The 12,146-nt window shown below is 69.4% G+C and carries 9 protein-coding genes; 3 read left to right on the forward strand and 6 right to left on the reverse strand.

The genetic code is table 11. The annotated features are described in order from the left end of the window. Nucleotides 1-4: 4 nt before the first annotated feature. Together HNR00_RS15730 and HNR00_RS15735 are read right to left on the reverse strand one after the other, a co-directional pair. A complete protein-coding gene (locus HNR00_RS15730) occupies nucleotides 5-547 on the reverse strand; it encodes a gluconokinase (protein WP_183570965.1) in 543 nt (180 codons plus the stop codon). Next, nucleotides 540-1,880 carry an alpha/beta hydrolase gene (locus tag HNR00_RS15735; RefSeq protein ID WP_183570967.1) on the reverse strand — a complete coding sequence of 447 codons (1,341 nt, stop codon included), beginning with the start codon at nucleotides 1,878-1,880 and terminating at the stop codon, nucleotides 540-542. The genes HNR00_RS15730 and HNR00_RS15735 overlap by 8 nt, the downstream gene beginning before the upstream one ends. 274 nt (nucleotides 1,881-2,154) lie before the next feature. Here HNR00_RS15735 and HNR00_RS15740 point away from each other — a divergent pair, with 274 nt between their 5' ends. Together HNR00_RS15740 and HNR00_RS15745 are read left to right on the forward strand one after the other, a co-directional pair. Beyond that, nucleotides 2,155-3,321, forward strand: a complete 1,167-nt coding sequence (locus tag HNR00_RS15740) for a polysaccharide biosynthesis/export family protein (RefSeq protein ID WP_183570969.1) — start codon at nucleotides 2,155-2,157, stop codon at nucleotides 3,319-3,321. A gap of 115 nt (nucleotides 3,322-3,436) precedes the next feature. After that, nucleotides 3,437-4,141 (forward strand): phosphorylase family protein, encoded by a 705-nt coding sequence (locus HNR00_RS15745; protein WP_183570971.1) that lies wholly within the window; start codon nucleotides 3,437-3,439, stop codon nucleotides 4,139-4,141. On the opposite strand, the gene hpnH is transcribed toward HNR00_RS15745, so the two are convergent. Continuing rightward, nucleotides 4,091-5,257 (reverse strand): adenosyl-hopene transferase HpnH, encoded by a 1,167-nt coding sequence (gene hpnH, locus HNR00_RS15750; RefSeq protein ID WP_183570973.1) that lies wholly within the window; start codon nucleotides 5,255-5,257, stop codon nucleotides 4,091-4,093. The genes HNR00_RS15745 and hpnH overlap by 51 nt on opposite strands. A 638-nt stretch (nucleotides 5,258-5,895) precedes the next feature. Between hpnH and HNR00_RS15755 the strand changes: the two genes are divergently transcribed. Further along, nucleotides 5,896-8,544: an MMPL family transporter gene (locus HNR00_RS15755; protein ID WP_183570975.1), complete on the forward strand. Its 2,649-nt coding sequence runs from the start codon at nucleotides 5,896-5,898 to the stop codon at nucleotides 8,542-8,544. A gap of 79 nt (nucleotides 8,545-8,623) precedes the next feature. Here the strand turns inward: HNR00_RS15755 and HNR00_RS15760 are convergent, their stop codons facing one another. The 3 genes from HNR00_RS15760 to hpnJ all read right to left on the reverse strand — a co-directional run bounded on the left by HNR00_RS15760 (nucleotide 8,624) and on the right by hpnJ (nucleotide 12,102). Then, on the reverse strand, nucleotides 8,624-9,484 hold the full coding sequence (locus tag HNR00_RS15760; protein ID WP_183570977.1) for a YfdX family protein: 861 nt from the start codon (nucleotides 9,482-9,484) through the stop codon (nucleotides 8,624-8,626). Nucleotides 9,485-9,712: 228 nt separating this feature from the next. Next, a complete protein-coding gene (gene hpnK / locus HNR00_RS15765) occupies nucleotides 9,713-10,552 on the reverse strand; it encodes a hopanoid biosynthesis-associated protein HpnK (RefSeq protein WP_183570979.1) in 840 nt (279 codons plus the stop codon). A gap of 125 nt (nucleotides 10,553-10,677) precedes the next feature. Continuing rightward, nucleotides 10,678-12,102 carry a hopanoid biosynthesis associated radical SAM protein HpnJ gene (gene hpnJ, locus HNR00_RS15770; RefSeq protein WP_183570981.1) on the reverse strand — a complete coding sequence of 475 codons (1,425 nt, stop codon included), beginning with the start codon at nucleotides 12,100-12,102 and terminating at the stop codon, nucleotides 10,678-10,680. Between the last annotated feature and the right edge of the window lie 44 nt (nucleotides 12,103-12,146).

The following is a 12,146-nucleotide window of genomic DNA, read 5'->3' on the forward strand; positions in this document are numbered from 1 at the left end:
GCTCCTATCCGCAGGCGTCGCCGGGGGTGCGCCCGAGCCGGGCCGCCACCGCCGCCACGATGGCGTCGGGCCCGTCCTCGATGCCGACGACGATCGGGTTCTCGTCCGGGCCCGGCGGCTCCAGGGCGGCGAACTGGCTGTCGAGGAGGCCGGCCGGCATGAAGTGGCCGCGCCGGGCCGCGATCCGGCGCCCGATCAGGTCGCGGCTCCCCTCCAGATAGACGATGCGCACGTCCTCGCGGTCGCCGATGAGCGTTCGGCGATAGCCGCGCTTGAGCGCCGAGCAGGCGACCACCCCACCTTCCTCGGCCTCAAGCCGCGCATCGATCCAGGCACGGATGCGCGCGAGCCAGGGTGCGCGCGCCTCGTCGTCGAGGGGATGGCCCGCGCGCATCCGCGCGACGCTCTCTCGCGTGTGGAAGTCGTCGCCGTCGGCGAACGGCAGGCCGAGCAGCTCGGCCAGCAGCGAGGCCACGGTGCTCTTGCCGGAGCCCGACACCCCCGTCACCACGAGCACGACCGGATCGTGCGGCCCGGCCTCAGCCATGCGCGATGGCCTCGGGCGCGGCCTCCTCGTCCTGCGCGTCGAGGACACGGTCGAGCAGGCGGCGTGGGCCCAGCGTCATGTCGAAGAAGTCGTACTCGCCCGGCCGGTCGTTCGACATCAGGAACTGGAAATGCATCCGGAACGGCCGGAAGCGGACCCGCCGGTAGGTTTCCGGAGAGATGATGTCGCGGAAGCGCGCCGAGCGGATGACGGGGTTCGCCACGACCGCATCGGCGCCCAGGCCGAGATCGAGGTCGGCGGCGGGGTTGAAGCCCGGAAAGTTCATCCAGTCCTGCGGCGCGCCGTAATCGACCCAGACCAGCCGGCGGCAGGTGACGAGGCTCGCGATCTCGGCCCGCAAGCGCCGCGCCCGCGGCTGAAGCGCCACCAGCGGCAGGCCGGAGCCGAGGGTGACGAGCCCGAGGCTCGGGCCCTCGGCTTCGCCGAGGCGGGAATGGCGGGTGATCAGGCGGGCAGCGAGTTCGACGGCGGTGAGCGCGCCGGAGGAATGGCCGACGATCAGGATCTCGTCGGGCGGCGGGCTCGCGGCCTCGAACGCCGCCACGCGCGCCAGGGCGTGGTCGGCGAAGGCGTCGAGGCGCCGCTCGTAATCGGTGCGCCAGCCCTGGCCGTGCTGCCAGTTGAACACCCAGTCGTTCAGGAGCTGCCAGAAGAAGATGCGGTTGAGCGCCGCCTCCATGGCGGCCAGGAGTGCCAGCCCCGCCAGGAGGCCCGCCGGCACCGTGACGGGCGCGGGAAGGCTCAGGCCCAGCGCCCCGCCCTCTCCCAGCGCGCCATGGACCGCGTAGGCCACGGCGCCCGCCGCCGCCGCGAGCATCAGCAGCATCACGAAGGGGTAGAGGATGACGTTCCCGTACTTCCAGTGCAGCCGGTAGAACGTCACGAGCTTGCCCGCCGCGATGGCGTGGGCGGTACCCGCGAGCAGCAGGACGGAACTGACGAATTTCGAGCGGGCGAAGTCGCGGGCGACGAGATCGTCCCACAGCAGCACCTCGTAGGTGGTCTCGGCGCCCTCCGTCCGGGGATGCGCCGCGACCCGCCAGGCCTGCACCAGGGGCTCGCCCCGCGGATCATGATTCAGGTCCTGGCCCGGATTCTCGCCCAGGAGCGGCCCGGCCTCCGCCCGGCCGATCTCGCGCTTCCCCTGCCCGAACACCTTGGCGTAGCGGGTCAGCTCGCGCACGAACAGCAGCCGGTAGCGGCTGCGCGCCTCGGGATCGTAGCCCGGCAGGTAGAAGACGTGCCGCCGCCCGACCCGTCCCGGGCGCGGCTCCGGCACGCCGGGCGGTGTGTGGCTGACGGGCTTCGACATTCCTGCCCTGCGGATCGCCATCGCATGGGGCCGGCGGCCGGCTGCGAAGCCGTGACGCGCGCCCTCGCCGAACGGTCCCCCGTGTCGACGGGGAGCGCTCTAGCCCGAACCCGCCGCGCCCGGCAAATCGGCGGGCGCGGCCGAAACAGGTGTGGGCAGCGGGGACAGGCGGGCGGCCCGTGCAGTCGCGGAGCCTGTGTGGCGGTGTCGCCACGGACAGCTTCACCGTTTTCGGGGTAGGCAGCCTGTGAGATAAACCGTCAGGCGAACCTGAATGCGCGTCACTGCAACTCTCCTCCTCACCGCGCTCGCGGTGTCGGGGTGCTCGGTGCTTCCGACCTCGGGTCCGACCTCGCGAGCGATCGAGGCGGGGGCCGACGTCGCCACGGCCGAGGGCACGTTCGCCCGCTACGAGATCATCGATATCGATCCCGCCATCGTCGAGGCCCTGCGCACCCGCCCCCTCGACAGCCTGCTCGTCACCTTCGGCGACAACCGGCCGGCGGCCGAGCCGCTCATCGGCGTGGGCGACGCCGTCTCGGTCCAGGTCTGGGAGGCGGGCTCGGGCGGCCTGTTCTCCGGCCCGCTGGTGGCCGACCGCTTCTCCGCCGGCTCCAAGTCCGCCACCATCCCCGAGCAGATCGTCGGGCCCGACGGCGCGATCTCCGTGCCGTATGCCGGCCGCATCAAGGTCGCCGGACGGCGCACCCAGGACGTCCAGAGCCTGATCGAGACCGAACTCGCCGGCAAGGCGATCCAGCCCCAGGTGCTCGTCACCGTCACCCGGCCGGTCTCGCAATCCGTCACCGTCACCGGCGAGGCCGCCGGCGGCTCGCGCGTGCCGCTGACCGGCCGCGGCGACCGCCTGCTCGACGTGATCGCGCTCTCCGGCGGCGTGCGCTCCCCCGTCGCCGAGACCTTCGTGCGCCTGTCGCGGGCCGGCCGCACCGTCACCGTGCCGATGAGCACCATCGTCTCGAACCCGCGCGAGAACATTTTTGTCCGCGCGAACGATACCCTCACGCTGGTGCGCGATCCGCAGACCTTCCTGGCGGTGGGCGCGGTCGGCAGCACCACCGAGATCCCGTTCGGGGCCGAGGGCCTGACCATGGCGCAGGCGCTGGCGCGCGCCTCCGGCCTCAGCGACAGCCGGGCCAACCCGGAAGGCGTCTACATCTTCCGCTACGAGCCGGCGCCCCTGGTGCGGCGGCTGCGGCCGAACTCGCCGCTGCTGGACACGCCGCTGGTGCCGGTGGTGTACCGGATCAACATGCGCGATCCGCAGAGCCTGTTCCTGACCCAGACCTTCCGGATGCGCAACCGCGACCTGCTCTACGTGTCGAGCGCGCCGTTCTCCGAGGTCGCCAAGGTGCTCAGCGTCGTCTCCACCGTCGCCTCGCCCGTCGGATCCGCCGCCTCCATCTACCGGCTGTCGCGCTAGAGCATCGTCCCGAAACGTGGTTTCCGGCTTTCGGACAAAGACGATGCGGAACGGAGACGTAGAGCCTCGTCCTCGATCCGGTATCGAGGACGAGGCTTCAGGGATGTTCCGCCGAATGCCGCCCGCGTCCGGAGCCGTCGTCCTCGCGGTGGCGGGCCTCGCCCGCGAGGCCCGCATCGCCGCCGGTCCCGGCGTCGAGGCGGTCCAGGCCGGCGGCGATGCGGACCGGCTGCGGGCGCTGCTGGCCGGGCACACGGCCGCGGATCTGCGGGCGGTTGTGAGCTTCGGTATCGCCGGGGGGCTCGACCCGGCGCTCGCGCCCGGCGCTATCGTGGTGGCTCGTGCCGTCGTCAGCGAGAGTGCGGCAGGCCCCGAGCCGTTTCCGGCATCCGAACCGCTCGTCGCCGGCTTCCGCGCCCGCCTGTCGGCCCTCGGGGCGCGGGTGGTCGTGGCCGATCTCGCGGGGGTCGAGGCCGCGGTGATGACGCCGGCGGCCAAGGCGGCGCTCCGCGCCCGGACCGGGGCGGCGGCGGTCGACATGGAATCGCAGGTGGCGGCGGCCTACGCCGCGGCCCATGGCCTGCCCTTCGCGGCGCTCCGCGTGGTGTGCGATCCGGCCGGGCGGGCGCTGCCCGCGTTTGCCGCGAGCGCCCTCAAGCCGAACGGCGATCCGGACGTGTCGGCGGTGCTCCTCGCCCTGCTCCGCCGCGACGCGAAGTTCGGCGAACTGGTGCGCCTCGCCCGCGATTCGGGCGAGGCGTTCCGCGGTTTAAGCCGCGCTCGCGCGCTTCTGGGTCTCGCGCTTGGTGTCGACGCCTGAGGCTTTGATCTCGGAGAGCTTCTGGGCGACGTTGCGGGAGAACACGAACTCGGCCGGGCGCTGGTTCTCCAGGCTGACCTCGGGCGCCATGTCGCCTTCCGTCTTGATGCCGCGGATCGCGTGCACCAGCGGCTTCCAGGGCTTGCGCACGGAATCGACCACCGAGGACGCCTCGTAGCCCGAATGGACCATGCAGTCGGCGCACTTCTCGTAGTTGCCGGTGCCGTAGGCGTCCCAGTCGGTCTCCTCCATCAGCTCCTTGAAGGTCGCGGCGTAGCCCTCGCCCAGCAGGTAGCAGGGCTTCTGCCAGCCGAACACCGTGCGGGTCGGGTTGCCCCAGGGCGTGCAGTGGTAGGTCTGGTTGCCGGCCAGGAAGTCGAGAAAGAGCCCGGACTGCTGGAAGGTCCACTTCTCGCGGCCCTTCTCCTTGCCGTGGCGGAACACGCCCCGGAACAGATCCTTCGTCGCCTTGCGGTTGAGGAAGTGCTGCTGGTCGGGCGCGCGCTCGTAGGCGTAGCCGGGCGAGACGGTGATGCCGTCGATGCCCATGCGGGTCACCGAATCGAAGAAGTCGGCGATCTTGTCGGGCGACGAGTTGTTGAAGAAGGTGCAGTTGATGGTGACGCGGAAGCCCATCTCCTTGGCCTTCGCGATCGCCGCCACCGCCTTGTCGTAGACGCCGCGCTGGCACACCGACCCGTCGTGCATCTCCTTGTCGCCGTCGAGGTGGATCGACCACGTGAAGTAGGGCGACGGCTTGTAGTCCTTGATCTTCTTCTCGAGCAGCAGCGCGTTGGTGCAGACGATCGCGAACTTCTTCTGCGCGATGATGCCCTGGACGATCTGCGGCAGATCCTTGTGGAGAAGCGGCTCGCCGCCCGCGATCACGACCACCGGCGCACCGCACTCGCGCACGGATTCGAGCGCCTCGTCGACGGGCAGACGCTTGTTCAGGATCTCGTCGGGATAGTCGATCTTGCCGCAACCGGCGCAGGCGAGATTACAGCGGAACAGCGGCTCCATCATCATGACGAGCGGGTAGCGCTTCCGCCCGGTGATGTGCTGCTTGAGGATGTAGCCGCCGATCTTCGCGACGTACCGGATGGGGATTCCCAAGGCGCGGCTCCTTTGTTCTGGCCCCAGACTTTGCCGGGTTGCTTAGCGAAAGAAGGACAGGAATTCCAGCGCTCTAGGCTGGAACCGTTCGGATTCGGCACTGCGCGGCGCGTAAAAAGCCGGACTGTGGCAAGTCGGCTTCTCCGTCCTCTCCACAGGGTGCAGGACCGAGTGTCGGCCCGATGCGGGAGGACGTCCGCGTCGATGCAGCGGAGGGAGGACGTCCCGCTGTTTTCGCGGTTCTGCGGCGGATGTTTGACTGCTTGGCCGTAGCTTAGCCTTGTTTCATCCCGTGATCGGGGTGCGGTGCGATATCGCACCGCTCGCGGTGAAGGCGAAGGGGCCGGCCCGTGCCGTCGCACGATTCTGTGCTCGCGTTGCATTCCGGGACCGGGGCCGGTACGTAGCGCCCCAAAGGCACGGATGCCCGGTGGAGCGCCATCGGGCCTGATTCGTGTCGTCCGGGTCCGCCCGGCACTTCATTCCGAGGGCTCGTCCGGGGCCCGCGAACCGCATCCGATCCGGAGACGCCGCCTGCCGGGAACGCCGCGGTCCAACGCCGCGCGGGGGACGCAGGACGCTTCCCGAACCGTTGCGGGAGGGCGCGGCCCGGATCGTCAGGGCAGGCAGGGTTCTACGTGATCGAAGGTCTCGTCGCGTTTTCCGTCAGGCGCCGCTGGCTCGTCCTGGTCACGGCGGCGATCCTCACGGTCGCGGGCGTGGCGGCGGCCGCCCACCTGTTCCGCATCAACACCGACGTCGAGCGGCTGATCGACCCGAGCGTGCCGTGGCGCCAGGACGAGATCGCCTTCGAGAAGGCGTTCCCGCAGCGCACCAACCTCGTCGCCGCGGTGATCGACGGGCAGACGCCCGAGATCGCCGAGGAGGCCGCGACGCGCTTCGCCGACGCGCTCAAGACGCATCGCTCCGAGATCGAGACGGTCTACCGCCCCGATGGCGGCCCGTTCTTCGACCGCAACGGGCTGCTGCTGATGTCGCAGCAGGAACTGGAGCAGACGACGCAGCGCCTGATCGAGCAGCAGGGCCTGCTCGGGCCGCTCGCCGCCGACCCTTCGCTGCGCGGCGTCATGCGGGTGCTGACGCTCGGCGTGAAGGGCGTGAAGAGCGGCGACGCCAAGGTCGAGGACTTGGCCCAGCCGATGACGCAGATCGACGACACCCTGCGCAAGGTGCTCAATGGCGAGCGCGCGCGGATGTCGTGGCAGACGCTGCTCGCCGGCGGCAAGACCCAGGTCACGGACACCCGCAAGTTCGTGATGATCCAGCCGGTGCTCGACTACAACGCCCTGGAGCCGGGCCGCGAGGCGACCAAGCTGATCCGGCGGATCGCCGCCGAGCAGAACATCGATTCGGCCCACGGCCTGCGCATTCGGCTCACCGGCCCGGTGGCGGTCGCCGACGACGAATTCGCCACGCTCGCCGACGACGCAGGCCTCAACTACTCGCTGACCACCGCGGCGATCGTGCTGTTCCTGGCGCTCGCGCTCCACTCGGCGCCCCTCGTGGTTGCGGTGCTGATCACCACGTTCGCCGGCCTCATCGTCACCGCGGCGCTCGGCCTCGCGATGGTGGGGGAGCTGAACCCGATCTCGGTCGCGTTCGCGGCCCTCTTCGTGGGCCTCGGCATCGATTTCGGCATCCAGTTCGCCGTGCGCTACCGGGCCGACCGCTACGAGACCGGCGATTGCGACACCGCGATCCGCGCCGCCGCCCGCGGCGTCGGCTGGTCGCTGACGCTGGCGGCCGTGTCGCTGCTGGCCGGCTTCTTCGCCTTCCTGCCCACGAAGTTCCGCGGCGTGTCCGAACTCGGCCTGATCGCGGGCGTCGGCATGATCGTCGCCTACCTGTTCTCGCTCACCCTGCTGCCGGCCCTGATCGCGGTGTTCAACCCGCGCGGCGAGAAGCGGGCGGTCGAGACCACGTGGATGGCCGGCGTCGATCACTGGATCGTCACGCACCGCAAATGGGTGCTGATCGGCGTCGGGCTCATCACGGTGGCCGGCATCCCGCTGCTCGTGAAGCTGCCGTTCGATTCGAACCCGATGCACCTGCGCAGCCCGAAGGTGGAATCGATCGCGACCTATCTCGACCTGATCAAGGACCCGGCGACGAGCCCCAACACCATCGACGTGCTGGCCCCCGACGTCGCCGCCGTGCCCGCGCTCAGCCAGCGCCTGCTGAAGCTCGATACGGTCGCCGAGGTCCACTCGATCGACACTTTCGTGCCGCGCGACCAGGACCAGAAGCTCGCGACCATCCAGGAGACGGCGCAGTTGCTCGCGCCCGCGCTCAATCCCAGTCGCAAGCCGCCGCCGCCGACGGATGCCGACAACGTCAAGGCGATCCGCGAGGCCGCCGCCGCGCTCAAGACCATCGGGGGCGGCTCCGAGCCCGGCAACAAGGCCGCCGACACGCTGTCGGCCACTCTGGAGACGCTGGCCTCGGCCCCGGCGGAAAAGCGAGAGGCGGCGAGCGTCGCGCTCACCACCGACCTCAGGACGCTGATCGGCCGTCTGTCCGGCCTGCTCGACCCGAGGAAGATCACGCTGGACAACCTGCCCAAGCAGCTCAAGGCCGAGTGGGTGACCGCCGACGGACGCGCCCGCATCGAGGTGCATCCCAAGGGCGATTCGAACAACGACGAGGTGCTGCGCCGCTTCGCCAAGGAGGTGCAGACGATCGATCCGCACGCCACCGGCGCGCCGATCGCCACGACGGAGTCGAGCTACACCATCCTCGGCGCCTTCGTGCAGGCGGGCATCACGGCGCTTGTCCTGATCTTCATCATCCTCTCGGTGGCGCTCCGCAAACCCTGGGACGTGGCGATGACGCTCGGGCCGCTGGTGTTGGCGACATTGTGGACCCTGATGACCCTCAAGATCATCGGCATGCCGCTGAACTTCGCCAACATCATCGCCCTGCCGCTGATGCTCGCGGTCGGCGTGGCCTTCCACATCTACTACGTGATCGCGTGGCGGGCGGGCGTCGTCGACATGCTGGCCTCCAGCCTGACGCGGGCGATCTTCTTCTCGGCGCTCACCACCGGCACGGCCTTCGGCTCGCTGATGCTGTCGAGCCATCCGGGCACGGCGAGCATGGGCGAGTTGCTCGCGCTGTCGCTGTTCTTCACCTTGCTGGCCGCCTTCTTCGTCGTGCCGGCCTTCCTGGGTCCCCCGCCGAAGCACCCCGACGCCAACCGCCCCGAGGGCGATCTCGCGGCGGTTCCGCCGGGCGCGGTCGCCCGCGAGACCGCAGCGGTGAAGTAGGTTTTTCGGAGTATCCGACGCGAAGAAGCCCGAAGGCCGGGGAGGCCTTCGGGCTTCTTTCGTTCTGGCGCGTCGGGGCTTACGACGGATACTTGCTCGTGTTCTGCGCCGGCTGGGTCGTGATGGCCGGCGTCGCGTTCGAGCCGGTGACGGCCGGGCTCGTATCGGACGGGTTCGCCTTGCGCTGAGCCTTCTGATAGGGCTGCGCCGTGTCCGGCTTCGACGGGGTGGCCTTCGTGGTCGCCGCGACCTTGTCCGGCACCAGGGCGATGTCGGCCACGTCGAAGCGCATCCGGCCCTCGGCCTGCTTCAGGACGGCGTTGGCCTCGTAATACTTGCCCTGCTGGATCAACGACGCGGCCTGGTGAACGTCCTCGGTGGTCTTGGCCAGGGGCAGCACCGCGACCGTGGTGTTCACGTCGATGCCGGCGAGCCGCAGCGTCTCGGCGGCCCCCTTCCGGTCGCCGGATTGCAGGCTGTGGTTGGCGTCGGCGATGGCCGCGTTCTTCTCCGGCGTCGGCACGAAGTCCTCGCCCAGCGTCATCTGGCTGTCGACCGGCAGCCACGCCACAGCCGCTTTGTCGGCGGTCTCGGGCACCTTCGTACCCGCGGGCGGCTTCAGCGCGGCCTCCGCCTTGGTGAACACGGCATCGTCGGTCTTGGCCCGGTCCAGGGCGGTCTGCGCCCGCTCGATCATCGTCTTGGCCTGCGCCGGCTCCGCCTCGAACAGGGCGAGCCTCGTGCCGCCGATGTCCCGGAGCGCCGCCGCACCGTCGGCGGAGAGCTTGAGGGCATCCCGATCCGCCGCCTTCTGGGCCGGGCTTTCCTTCATCGTGCTCTGGACCGCGGCCGGCGGCGCAGTGTGCTCGGCGGCGTAGGCCGCGCCGCCCAGTGCGGTCGTCGCGACGAGGATGCTGGCAAGGAGCGTGTGACGTGTCATGACCGGATCTCCTGATGAGAGCCTGTCCGGCTTCGGCGGTCGTTGATTACATGATCGTCGGCCTCGGCTCTGACGGGAAAACAGATGAGCGCGATTGCCGTTGCATTACATTTCGGACACGTGCCGGATATCGGCCGGACATGATAAGATGATTATAAGTAATCGTCGACGCAAGGTCAGGGGGATGGGTACGACGGCAAGCGCGGTCGGTGGCCACCGTCGCGCGCGTCAGGCGAAGTCCGAGAAGCCGCCACGGTGGATCTCGGGGCGGGCGGCGAGGGCGACGGCCTCAGGCGAGACCAGCGCATCGCGCTCGGCGGCGTAGGCGTAGCCCGGCGCCTCGCCGGGGAAGCCGCCCGCGGTGGCCGGGTGGGTGTAGAGTTCGGTTAGGCCTGCGGGCAGGTGGCGCAGGAGGCCGGCGACGCGGGCGGGCGTCATCGCGCCGGACCACGCGAGGCCGAGCGTGCGGTCGGGGATGAGCAGGCCGGCTTGGCGGGCGCGCACGGCCAGGAGCGCCGACCAGGGGGCGATGTCGAGGGCGGGGCGCGGCCGGGCGCCGGGCTCGGCACGGCGGAGCATTTCGCGGGGCTCGCGGGGGACGCGCAGGGCCCGCATGCCGTAACGCGCGCCGATGGCGAGCACCGCGCCTGCGATCAGCGGGTGAACGTGGAAGTGCTTGTGGGCGTTGACGTGGTCGAGGGGCAGGCCGGTTTGGCGAAAAGCCTCGAACTGCGCGGCGATCTCGGCGGCGAGCTGACGGCGGGCGGTGGCCTTTGCAGCGAGGTCGAAGCCGAGGCGGCCCATGTCGGTGCGCATCAGGCCGTTGGCGTCGGTGAGGTCGGGGAGCTGGGCCGGCGGCAAAGTCGGCCAAGCCTCGACCAGCACGAGGTGGAGGCCGACGCGCAGCGAGGGCAAGCGCCGTGCACGTTCGATGGCGTCGGCGGCGGCCGGTGCGGAGACCATGAGGCTGGCGGCGGTGAGGATGCCGTCGCGGTGGGCCTGCTCGACGGCCTCGTTGACCTCGCGGCTCAGGCCGAAATCGTCGGCGGTGACGACCAATCGCTTCAAGCGCGTTCCCCTGTCCTGGGTGTCGAGAGGGCAAGCCCTCTCGCGGGTCCAGGGCGGAGCCCTGGAAACAGGAATGGCCGGGCCTCGCGGCCCGGCCATTCCTGTTCTTCCAACTTCGCGCAGACTTACGCGGCGGCCTTGCGGTCGCGCAGGAAGTGCCAGAACTCGACACCCTCGCGCAGGCGGCGCTTCATCATGTCGGGCGAGCGGACCATCTCGCCGACGATGGAGGCGATCTTCGGGGCGCGGAAGTAGAACTTCTTGTAGAACTCCTCGACCGCCGAGAAGATCTCGCCGTGCGACAAATGGGGGTAGTGGAGCGGCGCGATCTGCACGCCGTTCTCATCGACCAGCTCGGCGTTCTCGACGTCGAGCCAGCCGTTCTCGACCGCCTGCTTGTAGAGGAAGGTGCCCGGATAGGGCGCCGCCAGCGACACCTGGATGGTGTGCGGGTTGATGCGCTTGGCGAAGCGAATCGTCTCCTGGATCGTCTCCTTGGTCTCGCCGGGCAGGCCGACGATGAAGGTGCCGTGGATGGCGATGCCGAGGTCGTGGCAGTCCTTGGTGAACTTTTCCGCCACCTCGACGCGCATGCCCTTCTTGATGTTGTTGAGGATCTTCTGGTTGCCGGACTCGTAGCCGACCAGCAGGAGACGCAGCCCGTTCTCCTTCAGGACCTTCAGGGTGTCGCGCGGCACGTTGGCCTTGGCGTTGCACGACCACGTCACACCGAGCTTGCCCAGTTCCCGAGCGATCTCTTCCGCGCGCGGCAGGTTGTCCGTGAAGGTATCGTCGTCGAAGAAGAATTCCTTGGTCTGGGGGAATTCCTTGAGGCAGTACTTGATCTCTTCGATCACGTGAGCGACCGAGCGGGTGCGGTAGGTGTGGCCGCCGACCGTCTGCGGCCAGAGGCAGAAGGTGCAGCGGCTCTTGCAGCCGCGGCCGGAATAGAACGAGATGTAGGGGTGCTTGAGGTATCCGATGAAGTACTTCTCCATCTCGAGGTCGCGCTTGTAGACGCTCGTGACGAAGGGCAGCTGGTCCATGTCCGTCATGATCTCGCGGTCCTCGTTGTGGACCACGACACCGTTGGCATCACGATAGGACAGGCCCTTGATCTCGGCCATCGGCACGCCGTCGGCGACTTCCTTGACGGTGAAGTCGAACTCGTTGCGGGCGACGAAGTCGACCACCGGGGCCTGGGCCATCGAGCCGGCGGCATCGACCGCGACCTTGGCGCCGATCAGGCCGGCGATGAGCTTCGGGTTGGCCGCCTTCAGCGCCTCGATGGTCTTCACGTCCGACTTGAAGGAGGGGACCGAGGTGTGGAGCACCACGAGGTCGAAGTCGTTCGCTTGGGCGACGATCTCGTCGAGCTTGATGTTGTGGGGCGGCGCGTCAATCAGCTTGGAGTTCGGCACCAGGGCGGCCGGCTGGGCCAGCCAGGTCGGATACCAGAACGACTTGATCTCGCGCTTGGCCTGGTAACGGGAGCCTGCGCCGCCGTCGAAGCCGTCGAAGGTGGGGGCCTGCAGGAAGAGCGTGCGCATGGGGTTCAAGGCCTCAAGGCTCGGGCGGTTGAGCAATAACGGTG

It is taken from the genome of Methylorubrum rhodinum, from assembly GCF_014199935.1.
GTDB classification, from domain to species: domain Bacteria; phylum Pseudomonadota; class Alphaproteobacteria; order Rhizobiales; family Beijerinckiaceae; genus Methylobacterium; species Methylobacterium rhodinum.